Consider the following 22,888-nt stretch of genomic DNA (forward strand, 5'->3'; position numbering starts at 1 on the left):
CGCCCTGCGCAGCCAAGCCCTCCGACACCTGACCGGCGGCGGAGCCATGGCCTCCCTCGGCATAAGCCAGGACCAGGCGGAAGAGATTCTGGCCGGTCTCGGTGAGCAGGCCCAGGCAGTCGGCGTGGCGGCCGTCAACGGACCCGGCTCGGTGGTCGTCTCCGGGCCGCCCGAGCAGGTGGACCATGTCGTGGCCACCTGCCAGGAGGTGGGCCATCGGGCGCGGTTGATCGATGTGGACTACGCCTCGCACAGCCCTCAAGTCGATGAGATCGCAGCCGAGTTGACCGAAGTTCTGGCCGGGGTCAAGCCGGTCCCGTCGGGGGTGGCGTTCTATTCGACGGTCACGGCGGGCCGGATGGACACCGCGGGGCTCGACACGGCGTACTGGGTGACGAACCTCCGTGAGCGGGTGCGGTTCGCCGACGCGGTGCGGGCGCTGCTCGCCGACGGCCACCGGGTGTTCATCGAGGCCAGCACCCACCCCGTCCTCACCATCGGCCTGCAGGAGAGCTTCGAGGAAGCCGGCGTCAACGCGGTCACGGTGCCGACGCTACGCCGTGACCACGGCGGCCCGGCCCAGCTGACCCGGTCTATGGCGCAGGCGTTCACCGCGGGAGCCGCCGTGGACTGGGCCCGCTGGTTCCGTACCGGCCCCGCCCCCCACGTCGTCGACCTGCCGACCTACGCCTTCCAGCGCCGGCGGTACTGGCTGGACGGCGAGGGCGGACCCGGTGGCGATCCGGCCGACCTCGGTCTGGTGTCCGCGGGCCATCCGCTGCTGGGCGCCGCCGTGGAGCTCGCCGACGGCACCACTCATGTGCTCACCGGCCGGCTGTCCGCGCGGACCCACCCCTGGCTCGGTGAGCATGTGGTGGCCGGTGCGGTGCTGGCGCCGGGTGCGGTGCTGGTGGACTGGGCGCTGCGGGCGGCCGACGAGGTGGGCTGCGGCGGGGTGGAGGAGCTGGCGCTCCAGGTCCCGCTGGTGCTCCCCGAGTCGGGCGGGCTGCGGGTGCAGGTGGTGGTCGGTGCCGCGGTGGAGGACGGGCGGCGTGAGGTGCGGATGTACTCCCTCGCCGACCAGGCCGCCGAACTCGGCGCGGATGCCGGGTGGGTGTGTCATGCGGTGGGTGTGCTCGGCCCGCCGGACACCGCTCCGGGGCAGGCCGAGGGTCTGGGCGGGGCGTGGCCGCCGGCGGGTGCGGAGCCGATGGCCATCGACGGCTTCTACGATCAGGTGGCGGCGGCGGGGTACGGGTACGGCCCGGCGTACCAGGGGCTGAAGGCCGCGTGGCGCCACGGGACGGACATCCTCGCCGAGGTCGTCCTGCCCGATGCCGCCGGTGACCGGGACGGGTTCGGGATCCACCCGGCGCTGCTGGACGCGGCGCTGCATCCGTCGCTGCTGATGGACCGGCCCGAGGGGCAGGAGGACGACGGCCGGGTGTGGTTGCCGTTCGCGTGGAACGGCGTGTCCCTGTGGGCGACCGAGGCGACCGCGGTGCGGGTCCGGCTGTCGCGGGACGAGCAGCGGGCGCTGCGGATGACGGTGGCCGATGCGGTCGGCGCCCCGGTGCTGACGGTCGACTCGCTGGTGACCCGTCCGGCCGGGACCGATGGGTTGCGGGCCACGGCGGCCGGGCGTGGTGTGGACGGGCTGTTCACCCTGGACTGGACTCCGCTGCCCGCGTCGGCTGTCGCCCAGCCGCCGCCATCGGCGGTCGGCGACGGCGGCTGGGCAGTGCTGGGCGAGGACCGGCTGGGTCTGGTGCCGGGGGTCGCCGACGCGAGCCCGGACGCCTTTGGGCCGGTGTGCCATCCGGATCTGGACGCGCTGATCGCGGCGACCGACGCCGGTCAGGCGGCCCCGTCCGTCGTGCTGACACATCCTCACCCCACCGCCGGGGACCGGGGAGCCGATGACGGGCTGCGGGTGGCCGAGGAGCTGCTGGGGCTGGTGCAGAGCTGGCTGCGGCGGCCCGCGCTGGCCGACTCCCGGCTGGTGGTCGTCACCCGGGGCGCGGTGGCCGCGGGCGGTTCCGACGATGCCACCGAGGTGGATCCGTCCGGCGCCGGGGCGTGGGGGCTGTTCCGCAGCGCGCAGTCGGAGAACCCGGGCCGGTTCGTCCTGCTCGACCTCGACCAGGGCGCCGGGGCGGCCGTCGCGGAGGCGGTGGTGCGCGCCGTGGATCTGCACGAGCCCCAGGTGGCGGTGCGGGCGGGGCGGGTGCTGGTCCCGCGGATGGTACGGGCGGGCGCCGGCGCCGGGGTCCCGGTGGACACCGGGCATCCGGCGGCGGACGACTCCGGTGTGCTCGACCTCGACGGCACCGTACTCATCACGGGCGGCACCGGCACTCTGGGCGGTCTCGTCGCCGAACATCTCGTGCGCGAGTGGCGAGTGAAGCATCTGCTGCTCGTCAGCCGGAGCGGGCCGGAGGCTCCCGGTGCCGATGAACTGGCCGACCAGCTCCATGAGTTGGGCACTCAGGTGCGGATCGCCGCGGCCGATGTCACCGACCCGGACGCGGTGGCCGAGCTGATCGCCGGGGTCGATCCGGCACACCCGCTGACCGGTGTCATCCACGCGGCGGGGGTGCTGGACGACGCCGTCCTCACCTCACAGACTCCGGAGCGGCTGGCGCGGGTGTGGCAGCCGAAGGCCACGGCAGCGGCCCATCTGCACACCGCGACCGCGAAGCTGCCGCTGGCCCTGTTCGTGATGTTCTCCTCGACGGCGGGGACCCTGGGCGCCTCCGGTCAGTCCAACTACGCCGCGGCGAACGCGTACTGCGACGCGCTGGCCGCCCACCGCCGCGCCATCGGGCTGCCGGGGGTGTCGGTGGCCTGGGGCCTGTGGGCCGAGGCCAGCGGTATGACCGGGCATCTGGCGGAGACGGACCGGACCAGGATGACCCGCTCGGGCATCGGCGCGCTGTCCAGCGAGCGGGCGCTGGGGCTGCTGGACGCCGCCGTACGCCACGGCCACCACCACCTGATCGCGATCGACCTGGACGTACGGGCCCTCGCGGGCCGGCCCGCGCTCACCCTGCCCGCTCCCCTGCGGGCCCTCACCGGTGGCGGTACGGCGCGGCGCACCGCGGCCACGAGCCGGCCGCACACCGACTGGGCCGGCCATCTGGCGGCGCTGTCACCGGAGGAACAGCACCGCACTCTGCTCCATCTGGTGCTCACCCATGCCGCGGCGGCGCTCGGCCACTCCGACCCCGGCCGGATCCCGACCGAGCGTGGCTTTCTGGAGCTCGGCTTCGACTCGCTGACCGCGATCGAGCTGCGCAACAGGCTGACCGCCGTCACCGGTCTGCGGCTGGCCACCACGCTCATCTTCGACCAGCCCAATCCGGTCGCGCTCGCCGCGCATCTGCACAGTGAGCTGGCGCCCAAGGACGCGGACGCGCTCACCCCGATGCTGGGCGAACTGGAAAGGCTGGAGAGCGCTCTGCTCACCGTCGCCAGGGACGAAGCGGCATGGGAGGCGCTGCACAAACGCCTTCGGACCACCGTGGCGAAGCTGAACGCCTTGCACGGGGGCGGTGCGGAGGAAGGCGCCGCGTCCGGCCGCATTCAGGACGCCAGCGCCGACGAGATCTTCCAGTTCATCGACCAGGACCTTGGCCGAAGCGACAGCGAGGGAGAGCACATTGGGGGCACACGGTGATTGATGAGCGCAGCCGGAAGAAGCTCATTCTCGAACACAGCCGCCGGATGAACGCGGCCGATGTCGACGGGCTCCTCGAACTCTACGCGGACGAGGTCGGCTTCGAGGATCCGGTCGGCTCGGAACGCAGGACCGGACGCGCGGCGCTGCGTGCGCATTTCGCGGAGCTCGCGGAGGCGCATATCGCCGAGGTGCCCGGTGAGCCGGTGGCGGGGCAGGACGGTGTGCATGTGCTGATGCCGGTCACCGCCACCATGGACTATCTGCCCAAAGGCCCCGTCTTCGCCGGCCGCGGTTGGCTGACGGTCCCCGACGCTCCGGAGACCAAGCGCATCACCTGGGACTACGTCCTGATGATGCGCGCCGGTGCCGGTGGCCTCATTCAGGAGCTGCAGATGTTCTGGGGGAGGTCGGACCTTGGCATCACGGACTGATTTCCCCCGACCGAGGAACCGCACAGGAGGCGTTCATGGCCGATGAGGCGACCCTCAAGAGGATGGCCCTGGAATACGCACGGCGCATGAATGCCGGTGATGTCGAAGCCGTGCTGGAGCTGTTCTCGGACGACATCGTCTTCGAGGACCCGGTCGGTGCCCCTCCGCTCGTCGGAAAAGCGGCACTGCGCGAACATATCGCCTGGTCCATCGAGTGCCAGGTGCATGAGACCCCGGGCCGCCCGGTCACCTCGATGGACGGCCGGCGGGTGGCGGTGCCGACGACGGTCACGGTCTACGCCCCGGCCAAACTCACCTTCTACATCATCGGTGTCATCGAACTCGGTGATGACGGACTGGTCCATCACGCCCAGGCGTTCTGGGGCATCACGGATACGAAAGTGGGCGACGGCCCCGAGCTCACCGGCGTCGCGCATTTCATGGCCGTCACCCAGAACCTCGCGCGGATGGTCCAGGCAAAGGGCAGCCCCAGTCCGGCGTAAGCGGCCGTAAGCGGTGAAGGGACGAAAGCAGAACCATGACCGAACCGAAGCACGGAATCGTCTTGGGCGGGGGCTGGGCCGGGATGCTGGCTGCCCATGTGCTGGCCCGCCATCTGGAGAGTGTCACCGTCGTGGAGCGCGATGTGCTGCCGGACGGGCCCCGGCACCGCAAGGGATCGCCGCAGGCACGCCATGTCCATGTGCTGTGGTCGAGCGGTGCCCGCATCGTCGACGCGCTGCTGCCGGGCACGATCGACAGGCTGCTCGACGCGGGTGCCCGCCGGATCGGATTCCACCAGGACCTGGTGACGTTGACGTCCCATGGCTGGCAGCACCGCTTTCCGCCACGGCAGTTCGCCCTCATGTGCACCCGCCCGTTCCTGGACTGGATGGTCCGCGACCGGATCCTGGCCACCGGGCGGGTCTCCGTACGGCAGCGCGCGGAGATCCTCGATCTCGTCGGTGACGCCAAGCGGGTCACCGGCGTACACGTGCGCGACATGGACAGTGGCGCGCTCGAAACCCTCGAGGCGGATCTGGTGATCGACGCCTCCGGGCGTGGTTCCCGGCTCCGGCACTGGCTGTCGGGGCTGGAACTGCCGCCGCTCGACGAGGACATCGTGGACGCGGGGATCGCGTACGCCACCCGGGTGTATCAGGCGCCGCCCGGCGCGGCCGCCGGATTCCCCGCCGTCAATGTGGCCGCCGACCACCGGCTGCGGCGACCGGGCCGCTTCGGTGTGGTCTATCCGCAGGAGGACGGCACCTGGATGGTCACCCTGTCGTGCACCCGTGGCGCGGGTCTGCCCACGCACGACGACGACTTCCTGCCGTACGCCCGGACGCTGCGCCACCCGATCGTGGCCGATCTCGTCAGCCTGGCCGAGCCGCTGACCTCGGTGGCCGTCTCGCGCGTCGGCGCCAACCGGCGGCTCTACCCGGAGCGGCTCGACACCTGGCCGGAGGGGCTGCTTGTCCTCGGGGACGCGCTGGCCGCGTTCAACCCGATCTACGGCCATGGGATGAGCGCGGCGGCCCGTGCCGCCGCCGCGCTGGACACCGAACTCCAGGGGTCCGGGGGCGATCCCGGGGCGACCCGCCGCGCCCAGCGGGCCATCAGCGCCGCCGTGGACGATCCATGGATCATGGCCGCGTCCAAGGATGTGGAATATGTCGACTGCCGTATGAACGCCACGGATCCACGGCTGACGGGCGGGGTGGCGGCGCGGCAGCGCTTCTCCGATCTCATCGCCGACCGCGCGATGCGCGCCTCCGCGGTGTGTGACGTGGTGACCGATGTGATCAGCCTGACCGCCCCGCAGTCCGAGCTGGCGTCCAGCCGCTTTCTGTCGCTGATGCACAAGGACCGGGCGCTTCCGGAGCTCACCGCGCCACCGCTGACCCCCGACGAGCTGGCCCTCGTGAATCTGAATCCGCGGAGCACGGTGGGTGTCAACGGCTCATGACGAACGAAGAAAAGCTGGTCGACTACCTCAAGTGGACCACGGCCGAGCTGCATCAGACCCGGCAGCGACTGCGGGAGATCCAGTCGGAGCAGGACGACCCGATCGCCATCGTGGGCATGTCCTGCCGGTTTCCGGGCGGTGTGCGCACCCCGGCACAGCTGTGGGATCTGGTGGCCGACGAGCGGGACGCCGTGTCGAGTTTCCCCACCGACCGCGGCTGGGATCTCGAGAACCTCTACCACCCCGATCCGGACCACCACGGCACCTCGTATGTGCGCGCGGGCGGATTCATCTACGATGCGGCCGAGTTCGACGCGGAGTTCTTCGGAATGGGCGCCCGTGAGGCGGCGGCCGTCGAACCGCAGCAGCGGATGCTGCTGGAGCTGGCCTGGGAGGCCGCGGAGAGCGCCGGCATCGATCCGCGGACGCTGCGCGGCAGCTCCACCGGGGTGTACACGGGGGTGATGTACCACGACTACGCCTCCCGGCTGGAGGAGATCCCCGAAGGCCTGCTGGGCTACGTGGGAAACGGCAACGCCGGGAGCGTGGCATCGGGCCGGGTGGCGTTCACGCTCGGCCTGCAGGGCGCGGCGGTCACGCTGGACACAGCGTGTTCGTCCTCGCTGGTGGCCATGCATCTGGCCGCCCGGGCGCTGCGGCAGCGCGAGTGCACGCTCGCGCTGGCCGGCGGGGCCGCCATCCTGTACACCGCGAGCGTGTTCCAGGTGGCCTCCAGCCAGCGCCAGCTCGCCCCCGACGCGCGGTGCAAGTCGTTCGCGGACGCCGCCGACGGCATGGTATACGGGGAGGGCGCCGGCCTTGTGCTGTTGGAGCGGCTGTCCGACGCACACCGCCATGGCCATCAGGTGCTGGCCGTCCTCCGCGGCTCGGCGATCAACCAGGACGGCGCCAGTACGGGGATGGCCGCGCCGAACGGACCGGCCCAGCAGCAGCTGATCCGGGACGCGTTGGCGAATGCCCGGCTGTCCACGGGGGACGTGGACGCGGTGGAGGCGCATGGCACCGGTACCGCCTTCGGCGACTCCATCGAGCTCCAGGCGCTGCTCGCCACCTACGGTCAGGACCGGCCTGCCGACCGGCCGCTGCTGCTGGGGTCGATCAAGTCCAACATCGGTCACACCCAGGCCGCCGCCGGTATGGCGGGTGTGATCAAAATGGTGATGGCGATGCGGCACGGAGTGCTGCCGCCCTCGCTCCATATCGACCGGCCGACACGGCTGGTGCCGTGGCGCAAGGGCGCGGTGCGGCTGCTGACCGAGCGGATGGAGTGGCCGAGGGTCGAGCGGCCCCGCCGGGCCGGGGTGTCCTCCTTCAGCGCGAGTGGCACCAACGCCCATGTGATCCTGGAGCAGCCCACCGAGCCGGTGGAGCCGGCCACTGACGGTGACGCCCCGGTGGCCGGGGTGGTGCCGTGGGTGCTGTCCGCGCGTGGCGTGGTGGCGCTGCGCGGTCAGGCGCGGGCGCTGGCCGCGCACACGGCCGCCGATCCGGGGCTCTCCCCCGCCGATGTGGGCTGGTCGCTGGTCACGACGCGGTCGGCGTTCGACCACCGGGCCGTCGTGGTCGGCAGGGGGCGCGAGGAGCTGAGGGCGGGGCTGGAGGCGCTGGCGGCCGGTGAGCCGCATCCGTCCGTGGTGGGGCCGGAGGCGATCCGCCCCGGCGCGACGGCGGCCCCGGCGGGCAAGACGGTGTTGTCCTTCGGTGGCGAGGGAAGCCACCGTCCCGGTACGGGCACCGAGCTCTACGACCGGTTTCGCGTGTTCGCCACGGCCTTCGACGAGGTCTGCGAGCTGCTCGGGGCGAAAGGGGAGCGCGACGCGTCCTCTCGGGCCGGACTGTTCGCCTCGTACATCGCGCTCGCCCGGCTGCTGGACGCGTTCGGCATTCGCCCCGACGCGGTGACCGGCCAGGCCGTCGGCGAGATCGCCGCCACGCATATCGCCGGGGCCCTCGGCCTTCCCGACGCCTGCCGACTCGTCGCAACCGACACCGACGCCGACAGGGGTGCGGCAGGCTACCAGCGCCCGGCCGTCCCCTCGCCGGACGAGGTCGGTGTGGTCTGGGAACTGGGGCCCGAGCCGTTCCTGACCGCCGCCACGGCACCGCTCGTGCTCTCGCCCTTCCAGAACGAGGGATCCGAGGTGCGGGAACTGACGTACGCGCTGGCCCGGCTGCACACCACGGGCGCCACCGTCGACTGGACCGCCTTCCACGACGGCGGGCCGACGCCCCGCGCCGTCGCACTGCCCACCTACGCCTTCCAGCGACAGCGCTACTGGCTGGAGAACGAGGCTTCCGCGGATCCCGCGCCCGCCAGGGAGACCTGGGTCGACACCGAGTTCTGGGACGCGGTGGAGCGTACGGACATGGCGGCCCTGACACGGGACCTCGATATCCCGGCCGAACGGCGTGCCGAGCTGAAGGACGTCCTGTCCGCGCTGGCCACCTGGCGCCGGCAGCGGCAGTGTCGCTACCGCATCGCCTGGAAGGCGCTGACCGACGTGGTGGCGCCGCGACTGTCCGGGACCTGGCTTGTCGCGACCTGTGGCGAGGGGACGCACAACGCCACGGTGGCCGCCGTGACCGCCGCGCTGCGCGCCCATGGTGCCGAGGTCGTCGCATGCGCTCCGGACCCCGAGCCGACCAGCCGTGACGCGTGGGCCCGGCGGATATCCGAGGCCGTCGCCGAGCGGTCCGTCGCGGGCGTGCTCTCCCTGCTGGCCGTGGACGACGGACCGCCACCGGCCGACGACGGCCTGAGCCCCGCGCTCGCGCCGACGCTCGTGCTGTTCGAGGCGCTGGAGCGGTCCGGCGTCGAAGCCCCGGTGTGGGTGGCCACCCGCGGCGGGGTCGGCATCGACCTCGGAGACCCGATGCACCGTCCGGAGCAGGCCCAGCTGTGGGGGCTGGGCGGCGGGTCGGCGATGGAACACCCGCGGCGCCGGGGCGGGCTGGTCGATCTGCCGGAGAGGTTCGACGACCGGGCCGGACGGCGGCTGGCCGGCGTGCTGTCGGTGGTCCATGGCGAGGCGGAAGTGGCCGTGCGCGCCGACAGCTGCTTCGCACGGCGTCTGGTGCGTGAGGTGCCCGAGCCCGCCAGGGCCCAGCGGCTCCGCGGAACCGTACTGATCACGGCGGCCGGCACCGCTCTGGGCGCGCACACCGCCCGGTGGGCCGCCGAGGCGGGGGCCGGCCATCTGCTGCTCCTGGACACCGCGCCACCGGCCGACGGCCTGCTGGCCGAGCTGACCGCCTCGGGCGTACGGGTGTCCATCGCCACCGCCGACGTGGCCGACCCGGACGCGCTCGCCGCGGCTGTCGCGGACCTTCCGGCGGAGTTCCCGCTGACTGCCGTCCTCCATCTCGCGGCGCCCCTGGGCGATGAGACAGGGCGGCTGGACATGGCGCGGATCGAGGGCGAGTGGACGGCGACGGTGGCGGGCGCGGCGAACCTGGTCGCGCTCACCCGGGACCACGATCTGTCGGCGTTCGTGCTCTGTTCCTCTGTGGTGGGCGTTCTGCCGAGCCCGGATCTGGGCAACCAGGCGCCGGCCCACGCCTATCTGAGCGCGCTCGCGCAGGAGTGCCGGGCGCGGGGCGTCCCGGCGACCTCGGTGTGCTGGGGTGCCATCGACGACCCCGACACGTCCGGTGGCGCGGCCAAGCAGCTCCGCGGCAACGGGATGTCCGCGATGTCCCCGCGATCGGCGGCCGCGATGCTGCGGCAGGCGGTCATGGCGGACACGGCGTCCGTGATCATCGCGGACATCGACGGGAAGTGGGTCACCGCACACGCTTCCGCACTGGGAGCGCATCGGCTCTTCGATGACGTCTCCCATCCTCAGCCCCTCAGCACCCGGACCGCCGTCGGCGACAGCGCCGCCGGCCCGTCCTCGTCCCAGGAGAAACGATGAGCGCATACACCGCAGTCAATAACCATCCCAGCGGCGATGCTTCCGACCCCCGACCGAACGGATCCCCCATGCAGACGGAGAACAGCGAGACCGAACTCGACGGCGCGGCGCTGCACCAGGCGCTCGCCATCGCCACGGCGGAAGAGCGCGAGGACATCCTGCGGGAGACCGTACGGACACAGCTCGCCGATATCCTCTCCCCCACCCCGATCGACGACGACAGCAACTTCCTGGAAAACGGGCTCACCTCGCTGACCGCCCTCGAGCTCACCCGCAATCTCATGACGCTCACCGATGTGGAGATCCCGCTCGTCGCCATTCTCGAATATCCCACCCCCGCCCAGCTCGGCCACTACCTCGCCGAGGCGTACGCCGCGGTCAACTCCGGTGACGGTGCCACGGCTTAGGCCGGCGGCATACGACGAAGACGCCGCGCGTGAGGGGGACGATTCCCCTCCCGCGCGGCGTCTTTGTGATCCGCGCCAGGCGTCCGGCCGACCATCCGTCCAGTCGTCCAGCCGTCAGAACGCGCACTCCACATGCTTGATGGCCTCGACAAAGCTGGCCACCAGCCGCCTCGGCTCCCCCACGGTGCGGATGTCCGGCAGCCGGCCGAACAGTTCCCGGAAGAGCACGGTGACCTCCATTCGGGCCAGATGGGCGCCGAGACAGAAGTGCGGGCCGATGGACCCGAAGCTCATATGCGGATTGGGGTCCCGGGTGATGTCGAACCGGTAAGGGTCGGCGAAGACCTCCTCGTCCCGGTTGGCGGACCAGTAGAAGAGCAGCAGCTTCTCGCCCTTCCGGAAGGGGTGGCCGTTCACCTCGCAGTCGCGGGTGACGGTCCGGCGCATCCAGTTGATGGGGGTCGCCACCCGCAGGATCTCCTCGACGGCTCCCGGCGCGTACTTCTCGAAATCGGACAGCAGGAGCTCCCGCTGCCCCGGATGCTCGGTCAGCAGCGCCAGACCACGGGAGATCGCGTTGCGCGTCGTCTCCATGCCCGCGACGACAAGGAGGATGAAGAAGGAGGACAGCTCCTCGGGGCTCAGCCGCTCACCGTCGATCTGCGCCTGCACCAGCCGGGTGATCAGATCGCCCGTGGGGTTCTTGGTCCGGTCCGCGGCGAGCCGCGAGATATAGTCCGCGAGTTCATGGGAGGTCTTCAGCAGAGCCGAGGTCGCCTGATCGGCCCGGGGAACATATTCCGGGTCGAAGGTGCCGACGATGACATTGGACCGGTCATAGATGAATTCATAGTCGTCGCCGGGAATCCCCATCATTCCGCTGAGGACGGCGATCGGCATGACCGCGGCGACCTGTCGGACGAAGTCACCGGGTCCGTCCGCGATAAGGTCGTCGACAATCTGCCGCGCCGCCTTGTTCGAGGCCGCCTCGAACTCCGCCGCCATGCCGCGGCCGAAGGCGCGCGAGACGAGTCGGCGCAGCCGGGCGTGCTGGGGATTGTCCATATTGATCATCGAGCCGAAGAAGCCGTTGAGCTCCTCCGGCAGATCGATGATGCTGATCGCGGTGGGCAAGGAGCCGAAGTCCTGCGGCCGCCGGCTCACCTCGGCGATATCGGCGTGCCTGACCAGCGCGTAGTAGCCGGACCCGCGCCCGAAGCCGGGCATGGCCGGCTCACGGAAGAGCATGGGCTCCGGCCGTCGGCGCAGCGCCGCGAAGGCCGCGTCGCGATCCCCGTGGGGCTGTGCCCAGAAGGACAAGTCAGTGAGGTCAATGGTGTCGACGTTGGCGAACCTGGATTCCGGGGGATACACGGCGCCTCACTTGGAGCTCGGAGTCTACGGTCGGCAATCGGCACGAATCGCCCGGCGACGGTTACGGATCCGGATCCGGATCCGGATCCGGATCCGGCAGAAATGCGCCTGCTTTCGATAGACGTCCACGCGGCGCCGACGGAACTGCCAAGCAATACCAAGTCTCTCCTGCGCTCAGGCGGTCCAGCTGGGGCCAGCATCTCGTGTCCTCCTTAAGCGCCGCTAATTCGCGCATACATCACATCCACAGCTCTCGAAGAGCCCGCGACGCCCGGCTAGAATTCCCGCATGGATCTTTCCGTGCCCGTAACCGACGATGTGAAATTGCATGTGCGGCACCGGCCGGGAACCGCGTCGCCCCCCTTCCTCCTGGTTCACGGCATGGCCTCCAGCGCCCGGCTGTGGGACGAGGTCGCGGACCATCTGGCCGCAGCGGGACATCCGGTGTACGCGGTCGATCTGCGCGGCCATGGTGACTCCGATACGCCGGCGGAGGGCTATGACACCCCGACCGCGGTCGCGGATCTGGTGGCGGCCGTCGCCGCCGTCGGGCTGCCCCGGGTGGTGGTCGCCGGTCACTCCTGGGGCGGCAATGTCTCCGTACGGCTGGCCGCCGAACATCCCGAACTGGTCGCCGCGCTCGCCCTCGTCGACGGCGGCTGGCTCGAGCCCGCCACGTCCTTCCACTCCTGGGAGGCGTTCGTCGGGGCGCTGCGCCCGGCCTCGTTGGAAGGCGCGACGGTCCAGAGCGTGAGCGACTACTTCCGCGCCATCCACCCCGACTGGTCCCCGGCGGCGATCGAGGCCGCGGTGGCCACCATGCGGGTGAACCCGGACGGCTCGCTGTCCCGGCGCATGTCCACCGAGCAGCACATGTCGATCCTGCGCAGCATCTGGAACGAACCGCCGGGGCCGTATTACGCGGCCATCTCGGTGCCCACCCTGCTGATGCCCGCCATTCCCAAGGGCGCGGACGGGCAGTGGGCGGACCGCATCCGCTCGCGCATCACGACGACCACGGCCGCGCTGCGCCACGCGACCATGCGCGAATACCTCGATTCCGAGCACGATCTGCACGCCCAGCACCCCCAGCGGGTGGCGGACGATCTGCTCGACCTCGCCCACGGCGTTCAGCCGGCTCAGGGCGATCGCTGACCCGCACGCCGCCCCCCCGTACGGGTGCCATATGGGGGGTTCCGTGCGGGGTGATCAGGCCCCGAGCTCACGGTCGATGAGCGCGAACACCTCGTCGGCGGTGGCGGTGGCGAGGTCCTGCTCGGCCGCCCGCTGCCCCGGCTCGTCCGCGGTGGCCGTGTACTTCCACACCAGGGCCTGCAGCCGGTTCACCAGACCGGTGCACCGAGGGTCCTCGGCCGAGAGCCCGGCCAGTGCCGCCTCCAGCTCCTCGACATGGCCGAGCGCCGGATGCGCGGTGCGGCCCTCGTCGGGGCCCACCTGCGCCAGCAGATAGCCGGCCAGCGTGTCCGGCGTCGGGTAGTCGAAGACCAGCGTCGTCGGCAGGCTCAAGCCGGTGGCGGCGCGCAGCCGGTTCCTGAGCTCGACGGCCGCGATCGAGTCGAAGCCCAGCTCCTTGAACGGGCGGTCCGGCTCGACCGCCTCCGCCGCCGGGTAGTGCAGTACGGCGGCCACGTGGGCGCGCACCAGGGCCAGCAGCCGGCCGGCCCGCTCGTCCTCGGCCAGGGCTGCCAGCTCCTGCCGCAGGGCCGGCGCACCCTCGGCGCTGGTGTCGTCGGCGGGTTCCCGCGCGGCCTCGATGGCCTGCCGGGCGGCCGGCACTCCGTCGAGCAGCCTGCTCGTCCGGGCGAGGGTGAACAGCGGTGCGAAGCGCTCCCACCCGACGTCGGCGATCGTCATCTGCGGATCGTCGTGGTCGAGCACCTGGCGCAAGGCGCTCAGGGCCGGCGCGGGGTCCAGGGGCGTAAGGCCCTGCCGCCGGGAACGCTCGGTGTGGGGGGTCAGCAGCGCGTTCGGCTCCTCGCTGCCGTCCGAGAGATCCCACAGCCCCCAGGCGATCGAGAGCGCGGCGCGGCCATCGGCCCGGTGACGCTGCGCCAGCGCGTCGAGGTGGGCGGTGGCGGCTGCGTAGGAGCCGTGGTCCCTGCTGCCCCAGGCGGCGGCGACGGTGGAGAAGAAGACCACGGTGTCCTCGGGGCCCATGGAGCAGAGTTCGGCCATGTGCTCTCCCGCCTCGACCAGTTGGCCGGAGACCTCGTCGGCCAGCCGCTGCGGGGTGAGTTCCATCAGCGGGGTCAGCGCGCCGGAGGCCGAGGTGTGGACGATCGTCCCGATGCGCTCGCCGCCCTGCGTCAGCCGCTCGACGAGGCGTACGACACCTTCCCGGTCGGCGGGCACACAGTCCGCGATCGTCAACTCGGCTTCGAGCGAGCCCAGTTCGGCCTTCAGCTCCACCGCCCCGGGCGCATCCGCTCCCCCGGGCCCCAGCAACACCACGTGTTCCGCGCCGTCGGCCGCCATCCAGCGGGCGACATGGGCCGCCGGCCCGTCGGCGTCACCGGTGATGAGCACGGTGCCCCGAGGCTTCCATGTCCGCCGCGGAGTACGGCTGCCGACCGGGGCGGGCACCAGCCGGCGGCCGTACGCCCCGGCCGGGCGCAGCGCCACCTGGTCCTCACCCGATGCCCCGGCGAGCAGGGTGCGCAGCCGCTCCGGGTCCAGCTCGTGCGGGGTCGCGGGCAGATCCACCAACCCGCCCCACAGAGTGGGATGTTCCAGTGCGGCCACCCTGCCGAGCCCCCACAGCTGGGCCTGGGGCGGAGCGTCCAAGGGGTCATCGTCGCCGATGGAGACCGCGCCACGAGTGGCGCACCACAGCGGTGCGCCGATGGAGGCGTCCACCAGCGCCTGCAGCAGGGTGAGCGTGCCGGTCAGACCGGGCGCCGCCCCGGGGAACCGAGGCCGCGCGGGCTCGTCCAGGGCCAGCAGCGACAGTACGCCCGTGGGTGACGCATCGGCGTACCGGGTCCGCAGGAGCGCCACGAGCTCGGTGCGGTCGATGTCCTCGGACACGTCCAGGTGGCGCACCCGGCCACCGCCCGCGCCCAATGCCCGTACACAGGCGTCCAACCAGCCGTCGGCGCCACCCGTCGGCCGGACCACGAGCCAGGAACCCGCATCGGCCGGGGCGCCATCGGTGAGGCGCTGCCACTCGACGCGGTAGCGCCAGGAGTCCACGGCGGACCGCTCACGCCGCCCGCGACGCCACTCGGAGAGCACCGGCAGCACCGCGCCCAGCGATGACCGGTGGCCGATGTCATCGGCGATGCGCAGCGTGTCGGAGAGCGCCTGCAGATCCTCGCCCTCGACCGCGGCCCAGAACCGCGTCTCGTCCTCGTCCGCCCTGGCCACGGTGGCGAAGGACACCGAGTCCGCCAGCCAGTACCGCTCCCGCTGGAACGCGTAGGTGGGCAGATCGACGGTGCGCGGAGCCGCCGGACCGGTGGGCCACAGAGTGGGCCAGTCGATCCCGACGCCGGCGGTGAACGCCTGCGCGAGCGCCTGGACCAGCTGCGCCCGGCCGCCGTGGTCGCGGCGCAGCGTGGCCACGGTGACCGCGTCGATCTCGGCCTCTTCGAAGCTCTCCTGCATCCCGAGGGTCAGCACGGGGTGGGTGCTGGCCTCGATGAACACCCGGTGCCCAGCGGCCAGCAGCGCATGGACAGCGTCCGCGAACCGCACCGGCTCACGGAGATTCGTCACCCAGTACCCGGTGTCCAGCCCGGTGGTTTCGAGCCGCCCGGCGGTGACGGTGGAGTAGAAGGCCACCTTCGAGGGGACCGGCCGGACCCCGGCCAGCACCTCTCTCAGCTCCTCGGCGATCTCGTCCACCTGCGGGCTGTGCGAGGCGTAGTCCACCTCGATCAGCCGCGCCCGCTCCCCCGCCTCCTGGCACGCGGCCACCGCATGGGCGACCTGGGCCGACGGTCCCGAAATCACCGTGGACGCGGGCCCGTTGACCGCTGCCACGCCTACGGCGGCGGCCTCGTCGCCCAGTCCGTCCAGCAGCTTGCCGACCTGCTCCTGGCCGACCCCCAGGGACGCCATCGCGCCGCCACCGGCCAGCCGCCGCAACGCCCGGCTGCGCAGCGCCACCACCTTCGCGCCGTCCTCCAACGACAGCGCCCCCGCCACCACGGCCGCGGCGATCTCGCCCTGACTGTGACCCACCACCGCCGTGGGCTTCACGCCATGGCCGGCCCACACCGCGGCGAGCGACACCATCACCGCCCAGAGCACGGGTTGCACCACATCGACCCGGCCCAGATCCGCAGCGCCCTCCGCACCCCGCAGGACGTCCGTCAGCGACCAGTCGACATACGGCGCCAGGGCCTGTTCACACTCGGCCACCCGCGCCGCGAACACCGGTGAGGCGTCGAGAAGTCCCGCGCCCATCCCCGCCCACTGCGACCCCTGCCCCGGAAACACCAGCACCGGGCCCAGGTCTCCGGCCGCCGCGGCGGCCCCGGGGTGGATCACACCCGAGTGTGTCTCACCGGCGGCCAGCGCTTCGACGGCCGCCATCAGCTCGTCACGGCTCTCGCCCACCACCACCGCCCGGTAGTCGAACACCGACCGGGTGGTGGCCAGCGACCAGCCCACATCGGCGGCGGACAGCAGCGGATCGGCTGCCACACGCCCCGCCAGCGCCGCCGCCTGGCCCCGCAGGGCCCGTCCGCTACGGGCGGACAGCACCCATGGCACCACACCGGTCACCGGGACGCCGGACACCGGCGCATCGGACACCGGCGCATCGGACACCTGGGCCTCGGGCACCTGGGCCTCGGGGTCGCCGGACGCCCGATCGGCCGGGCCGCTCGGCTCGGGCGGCGCGGGCGGCGCTTCTTCAAGGATCAGGTGGGCGTTGGTGCCGCTGATCCCGAACGAGGACACCCCCGCCCTGCGCGGACGCTCGCCCGTCGGCCACTCCACGGGCGCGGTCAGCAGCCGTACCCCGCCGCCCTCCCACTCGACATGCGGGGTCGGCTCATCGATATGCAGGGTGACCGGCAGCGTCTCGTGCCGGAGCGCCATCACCATCTTGATCACACCCGCCACGCCCGCCGCCGCCTGGGCGTGGCCGATGTTCGACTTGAGGGAGCCCAGCCACAAGGGCCGTTCGCTCGGCCGGCCCTGTCCGTAGGTGGCGAGCAGCGCCTGTGCCTCGATCGGGTCGCCGAGGGAGGTCCCCGTGCCATGCGCCTCCACCGCGTCGACCTGATCGGCGGCGAGGCGCGCGTTCGCCAGGGCGTGGCGGATCACCCGCTCCTGCGATTCGTCGTTGGGCGCGGTCAGCCCGTTGCTCGCGCCGTCCTGATTGATGGCCGAGCCCCGGATCACCGCCAGCACCCGATGGCCGTGGCGCCGAGCGTCCGACAACCGCTCCAGCAGCACCAGGCCGACGCCTTCGGAGAAGCCGGTGCCATCCGCGGCCGCCGCGAAGGACTTGCAGCGCCCATCGGGGGCGAGGCCACGCTGCCGGGAGAACTCGGCGAAGGCGGTCGGCGTGGTGAGCGCGGTGACACCGCCGGCGAGCGCCAGATCGCATTCGCCCTGCCGCAGCGCCTGGCCCGCCAGATGCATCGCGACGAGCGACGAGGAACACGCCGTGTCCACCGTCACCGCCGGCCCCTCCAGCCCGAAGGTGTACGCCACCCGGCCCGAGACCACACTGGTGAGGCTGCCGGTCGTGGCATAGCCCTCGAAGCCCTCGGGGATGCGCGGCATCCGGGACAGATAGTCCTGGCTGGACACCCCCGCGTACACACCGGTCGGGCTGCCCTTCATCGAGACGGGGTCGATGCCCGCCCGTTCGAACAGCTCCCAGGACACCTCCAGCAGCAGCCGCTGCTGTGGGTCCATCGCCAACGCCTCACGCGGGCTGATCCCGAAGAACTCCGCGTCGAAGCGGTCGGCGTCGCGCAGGAATCCACCGTGCCGGACATAGCTGGTGCCCGGGTGGTCGGGGTCCGGATGGTAGAGGCCCTCCAGATCCCAGCCGCGATCGGTGGGGAATTCCGCGATCCCGTCCCGGGCGGAGGACACCAGCTCCCACAGCTCCTCGGGGCAGCTGACGCCGCCGGGGTAGCGGCAGGCCATGCTCACGATGGCCACCGGTTCCTGGGATCGCTCCTCCACCTCGCGCAGTCGCTGACGAGCCTGCCCGAGATCCACCGTGACCCGCTTCAGATACTGGCGGAGTTTCTCTTCCGTACCCGACATCAGTCCTCACTCACGGTCAAGAGGGCAGTTCCCTGTCGATGAACTCGAACAACTCGTCGTCCGACGCGGACTCAAGGGCACCGTCGTCCACGGTGTGGTCGGCGGCCTCGGCGGCGCCGTCACTCAGCCGCCACAACAGCGTCTCCAGCCGCTTCGCCAGCCTGCCGCGGGCCTCGCCGTCGGGAGCGCACCGGGTCATCGCGGCCTCGAGCTTCTCCAGCTCGCTGAAGACGGGCGCCGAGGTGTCCGCTTCCGCCGGGCACAGCTTGTCGCGCAGCTCGTCAGCGATGGCGGAAGGCGTCGGATGCCTGAAGATGAAGGTCGCGGGCAGCCGCAGCCCGGTGGCCGCGGCGAGCCGGTTGCGCAGCTCGACAGCGGTCAGCGAATCAAAGCCCATGTCCTTGAAGGGCGTACCGCTGTGCACGGCGTCGGCATCGGCGTGGCCCAGGACCGCTGCCGCCTGCGTGCGTACCAGGCTGAGCAGTACGCGGTGCCGCTCGTCCGGTGGCACCGCGGCGAGCTGGGCGATCAGGCCGGCGGCGGGCCGTCCGGTGGCGGCGGTTCGCCGTGCGTGCGTGCCGCTGTCGGTGAGAGCGCGCAGCAGGGCGGGCAGGGTGTCGACGGGTTGAGCGGCCAGGGCCCGGACGTTGAGATGGACCGCCGCGGGCTGTGGATCGCCGTGCCAGCAGGCGGCGTCCAGGAGCCCCAACGCCTGTTCGCTGGACATGGCCGCAATGCCGGAGCGGACCATCCTGGCCAGGTCGGCCTCGGCCAGATGCCCGGTCATACCGCTGGCATCGGCCCACAGACCCCATGCCACCGAGACCGCCGGCAGGCCCATGGCCTGGCGGTGCGTGGCCAGTGCGTCGCAATAGGCGTTCGCGGCCGCGTAGTTGGCCTGGCCGGGGCTGCCCACGACCCCGGCTGCCGAGGAGAACATCACGAACATGGCGAGCCGAAGATGCGCGGTGGCGGCATGCAGATTCGCCGCGGCCACGGCCTTGGCCGCCCACACCCGCGCCAACCGCTCGGGGGTCTGAGACGTCACCACCGCGTCATCCAGCACGCCGGCCGCGTGCACCACCCCGGTCAAGGGGTGCGCCGGATCGATGCCGGCGATGAGGTCGGCCAGGGTGGCGGCGTCGGCGACATCCACCGCCGCTATCCGTGCTTCGGCACCCAGCCCGTCCAGGCGGGCCACCAGCTCCTTCGCGCCGGGGGCGTCCAGGCCTCTGCGGCTGACCAGCAGGAGGTGCTTGATGTTCCAGGTACGGACGAGGTGTTCGGCGACCAGCGCGCCCAGGGTGCCGGTGCCACCGGTGATCAGTACGGTGCCGTCCGGATCCACCGCCGCCGGTACGTCCAGCACCAGCTTGCCGATGTGCTTCGCCTGACTCAGATACCGCAACGCCTCACGCGCCCGGCTCAGCGGCCACGCACGGACGGGCGGCGGCGCCAGCACACCGGCTGCGAACAACTCGCTGAGCTCGCGCAGCATCCGGCCGATGCGGTCCGGGCCGGCCCCGGTGACCAGGTCGTAGACCCGGTACGTCACGCCTGGGCGCTCGGCCGCGATCTGCTCCGGATCGCGGATATCGGTCTTCCCCATCTCCAGCAGCCGGCCGCGCTCGCCCAGCAGCCGCAGCGAGGCGTCGATGAAGGGGCCCGTGAGGCTGTTGAGCACCACATCCACGCCCCGGCCACCGGTCGCCTCGCGCAGCACCTCCTCGAAGTCCAGATCCCGCGAGGAGGCCCGGTGCCGTTGGTCAACGCCCATCTCCTCCAGCACCGCATGCTTGCCCGGACCGGCCGTGGCGTAGATCTCGGCGCCCAGATGGCGGGCGATCCCCACCGCTGCCGTCCCCACACCACCCGTCGCGGCATGGATCAACACCGACTCGCCCGGCTGGAGCCCGCCCAGCTCCACCAGGCCGTACCAGGCGGTCAGATAGGCCACCGGTACAGCGGCGGCCTGCTGGACAGTCCACCCGTCCGGAATCGGCGCCAGCAACCGTGCGTCCGTGACCGCCAGGGGGCCGAACGATTGGTCGAGTACGCCCATGACCCGATCGCCCACCGCGACATCGGTGACGTCGGGGCCGATGTCCACCACCACTCCGGCGCCCTCGCCGCCCAGCCCGGTCTGCCCCGGGACCATGCCCAAACCGACCAGTACGTCACGGAAGTTGATACCGGCCGCGTGGACGGCGATACGCACCTGGCCCGCGCCCAGGGGCTCCAATACCTCCGGGCAGGCCACGGGCACCACGTTCTCCAGGGTCGCCGTGCCCGCCGTGTCCAACCGCCATGCCGCCGGCTGCTCGACCGGGCCGACGAGCCCCGCGCCTCCGGTACCGGCAGGCACCAGGCGGGGCACCACGGCGCGCCCCGCGCGCAGGGCCAGCTGGGGCTCGTCCGCCTCGATGGCCCGCGCCGTAGCCGCCCGTACCACGTCGTCACCGTCGGCCTCGGCCTCGGCATCGAGATCCAGCAGGATGAAGCGGCCGGGGTTCTCCGACTGCGCACTGCGCACCAGGCCCCACACCGCGGCGGCGGCCACATCCACGCCGCCCCCGGAAGGGCCGCTGCCCTCAGGGCTATCGACCGCGACGGCACCTCGCGTCACAATCACCAGCCGGGCATCGGCCAACCGCGGATCGGCCAGCCAGCCCTGCACCAGCCCCAGAGCACGTTCCACCGAGGCCAGCCCCTCGGCCGCGTCAAGGCCGATGTCCGTGGGCAGAACGTCGGCAAGGACCACCGAGGGGACGGGCTCCTCGCCATCGAGCGCCGCGACCAACGCCGCCAGATCCGGATAGCCCTCGGCGCCCAGTACGGCCCAGCCGTCGTCACCGGCCACCGGCTCTCCGGAGCCGGGCGCGAGTGGCAAGGGGGTCCAGTCGAGGGTGAACAGACTGTCCGTGCTGTGAGCCACCGTCGTCCGTAGCTGATCGACGCTCGCGGGCCGCATGGCGACCGAGTCGACCGTGAGCACCGGGGCTCCGACCGCGTCGGCCACGGTCACCCGCAGCCCCCGCTCGCCCTCCGCGCTGTCCTGGTGCGGAGAGAGCCTGACCCGGACCGTGGTCGCCTCGGTCGCCCACAACGCCATGCCGTTCCAGGCGAACGGCAGCCACACCTCGCCATGGGCGGGCGCGTCGTCGGTTTCTGTGTCTGTGTCTGTGTCTGCGTCTGTGTCTGCGTCTGTGTCGAGCTGGTCGATCAGCAGCGCAGGGTGCAGGGCGGCGTCCAGCAGCGCAGGGTGGATGCCGTATCCGGTACGCTCCCCCGCGGCCTCGGGCAACACCACCTCGGCGAGCACATCCGCGCCGTCCCGCCACACCGCCCGGAGCCCCTGGAACGAGGGCCCGTACGCGTATCCCGAGGCCGCGACCCGCTCGTAGAACCCCTCCGCCTCGAGCCGCTTCGCACCCGCCGGGGGCCATGCACCGCTCAGTCCCACCACCTCGTCAGAAGAGCCCGAGGGTGGGCGCAGCACGCCCTCCGCATGGCACACCCACCCCGGGCCTGAGTCGGCGTCGCCGTCGGGGCGGGAGTACACCTGGACATCGCGGCGACCGTCGTCGCCGCTCGCGCCCACCACCACCTGCACCCGTAGCCCGCCCGCCGGCGGCAACACGAGCGGGACCCGCAGCGCCAGCTCGTCCACGCCACCGCAGCCGACCTCATCGGCCGCCCGCAGAACCCACTCGGCCAGCGCCGCACCCGGCACCAGCACCGCGCCCGCCACCACATGCTCGCCGAGCCACGCATGAGTGCGCGCCGAAATCCGGCCCGTCAGCACATGACTGCTTCCGTCAGCGAGCTCCACGGCGGCGCCCAGCAAGGGATGCCCAGCGGAGACCAGACCGAGGTCGGCGGCGTCGCCCGCGCGGCCCCCACGACCGTGGAGCCAATACCGCTCACGCTGAAAGGCGTAGGTGGGCAGTTCGACCACGCGGGGTGCCGGGGAAGCGGGGTAGAGGGTGGTCCAGTTGATGTCGACCCCGGCGGTGAACGCCTGGGCGAGCGACCGCACCAGTTGTGCCCGGCCGCCGTGGTCGCGGCGCAGCGTGGGCACGGTGACCGCGTCGACACCCGCCTGTTCGAAGGTCTCCTGCATCCCGATGGTCAGTACGGGATGGGTGCTGGCCTCGATGAACACCCGATGCCCATCGGTGAGCAACGCCTCGATCGCCTCGGCGAACCGTACGCGCTCCCGCAGATTGGTCACCCAGTACGCGGTATCGAGGCCGGTCGTATCGGCCTGGCCACCGGTCACCGTGGAATAGAACGCCGTGCCCCTCCCAGACGTGTCGATCGGGCGGATGCCGTCCAGCACACGCATCAGCTCATCGTGGATCTCATTGACCTGGGGGCCATGCGAGGCGTAGTCCACCTCAATCAGCCGGGCGCGGTCCCCGTTCTCGTGGCACGCGGCCACGACGGTTGCGACCTGCTCCGGAGGACCCGAAATCACCGTCGAAGCAGGCCCGTTGACCGCCGCGACACCAACCCCAGCGACCTGGTCACCCAGCCCGGACAGCAGCCCACCGACCTGCTCCTCACCGACACCGAGCGAGGCCATCGCACCACCACCGGCCAGCCTCCGCAACGCTCTGCTACGCAGAGCCACAATCTTCGCGCCGTCCTCCAACGACAACGCCCCCGCCACCACAGCCGCCGCGATCTCACCCTGACTATGACCCACCACCGCCGCCGGCCTCACCCCATACCCCGCCCACACCGCGGCCAACGACACCATCACCGCCCACAACACCGGCTGAACCACATCCACCCGGCCCAGATCCGCCACACCCTCCACACCCCGC

10 protein-coding genes are annotated in these 22,888 nt (G+C 71.9%); 7 read left to right on the forward strand and 3 right to left on the reverse strand.

All coding sequences use genetic code 11. From position 1 onward, the window contains the following. The 6 genes from ABZS71_RS33390 to ABZS71_RS33415 all read left to right on the forward strand — a co-directional run. Positions 1–3,679: SDR family NAD(P)-dependent oxidoreductase (locus ABZS71_RS33390; protein WP_356216122.1), on the forward strand; the 3,679-nt coding region annotated here is incomplete at its 5' end. Next, complete coding sequence (locus ABZS71_RS33395; RefSeq protein WP_355859629.1) at positions 3,676–4,113, forward strand: nuclear transport factor 2 family protein; 438 nt, start codon at positions 3,676–3,678, stop codon at positions 4,111–4,113. The genes ABZS71_RS33390 and ABZS71_RS33395, both read left to right, overlap by 4 nt. Positions 4,114–4,148: 35 nt before the next feature. Then, positions 4,149–4,616 (forward strand): nuclear transport factor 2 family protein, encoded by a 468-nt coding sequence (locus tag ABZS71_RS33400; protein WP_355859627.1) that lies wholly within the window; start codon positions 4,149–4,151, stop codon positions 4,614–4,616. A gap of 35 nt (positions 4,617–4,651) precedes the next feature. After that, positions 4,652–6,082, forward strand: a complete 1,431-nt coding sequence (locus tag ABZS71_RS33405) for an FAD-dependent oxidoreductase (RefSeq protein WP_356216125.1) — start codon at positions 4,652–4,654, stop codon at positions 6,080–6,082. After that, on the forward strand, positions 6,079–10,017 hold the full coding sequence (locus ABZS71_RS33410; protein ID WP_356216128.1) for an SDR family NAD(P)-dependent oxidoreductase: 3,939 nt from the start codon (positions 6,079–6,081) through the stop codon (positions 10,015–10,017). Before ABZS71_RS33405 ends, ABZS71_RS33410 begins: the two co-directional genes overlap by 4 nt. Before the next feature lie 68 nt (positions 10,018–10,085). Then, positions 10,086–10,424 carry an acyl carrier protein gene (locus tag ABZS71_RS33415; RefSeq protein ID WP_356216131.1) on the forward strand — a complete coding sequence of 113 codons (339 nt, stop codon included), beginning with the start codon at positions 10,086–10,088 and terminating at the stop codon, positions 10,422–10,424. A 114-nt stretch (positions 10,425–10,538) separates the two neighbouring features. On the opposite strand, the gene ABZS71_RS33420 is transcribed toward ABZS71_RS33415, so the two are convergent. Continuing rightward, positions 10,539–11,798: a cytochrome P450 gene (locus ABZS71_RS33420; RefSeq protein ID WP_356216134.1), complete on the reverse strand. Its 1,260-nt coding sequence runs from the start codon at positions 11,796–11,798 to the stop codon at positions 10,539–10,541. 288 nt (positions 11,799–12,086) lie between these two features. Between ABZS71_RS33420 and ABZS71_RS33425 the strand changes: the two genes are divergently transcribed. After that, positions 12,087–12,953, forward strand: a complete 867-nt coding sequence (locus ABZS71_RS33425) for an alpha/beta hydrolase (RefSeq protein WP_356216136.1) — start codon at positions 12,087–12,089, stop codon at positions 12,951–12,953. 54 nt (positions 12,954–13,007) lie between these two features. Here the strand turns inward: ABZS71_RS33425 and ABZS71_RS33430 are convergent, their stop codons facing one another. Together ABZS71_RS33430 and ABZS71_RS33435 are read right to left on the reverse strand one after the other, a co-directional pair. Beyond that, positions 13,008–18,056: a type I polyketide synthase gene (locus tag ABZS71_RS33430; protein WP_356216139.1), complete on the reverse strand. Its 5,049-nt coding sequence runs from the start codon at positions 18,054–18,056 to the stop codon at positions 13,008–13,010. Between the two features lie 16 nt (positions 18,057–18,072). Beyond that, positions 18,073–22,872 (reverse strand): SDR family NAD(P)-dependent oxidoreductase, encoded by a 4,800-nt coding sequence (locus ABZS71_RS33435; protein ID WP_356216143.1) that lies wholly within the window; start codon positions 22,870–22,872, stop codon positions 18,073–18,075. Positions 22,873–22,888: the final 16 nt, after the last annotated feature.

It is taken from the genome of Streptomyces sp. NPDC005393 (assembly GCF_040606675.1).
In the GTDB taxonomy this organism is placed as follows: Bacteria; Actinomycetota; Actinomycetes; order Streptomycetales; family Streptomycetaceae; genus Streptomyces.

Coding starts and splice junctions, on each gene's coding strand:
- ABZS71_RS33410 (WP_356216128.1), top strand. CDS start 6,079: ATGACGAACGAAGAAAAGCTGGTCGACTACCTCAAGTGGACCACGGCC.
- ABZS71_RS33415 (WP_356216131.1), top strand. CDS start 10,086: ATGCAGACGGAGAACAGCGAGACCGAACTCGACGGCGCGGCGCTGCAC.
- ABZS71_RS33405 (WP_356216125.1), top strand. CDS start 4,652: ATGACCGAACCGAAGCACGGAATCGTCTTGGGCGGGGGCTGGGCCGGG.
- ABZS71_RS33425 (WP_356216136.1), top strand. CDS start 12,087: ATGGATCTTTCCGTGCCCGTAACCGACGATGTGAAATTGCATGTGCGG.
- ABZS71_RS33430 (WP_356216139.1), bottom strand. CDS start 18,056: ATGTCGGGTACGGAAGAGAAACTCCGCCAGTATCTGAAGCGGGTCACG.
- ABZS71_RS33400 (WP_355859627.1), top strand. CDS start 4,149: ATGGCCGATGAGGCGACCCTCAAGAGGATGGCCCTGGAATACGCACGG.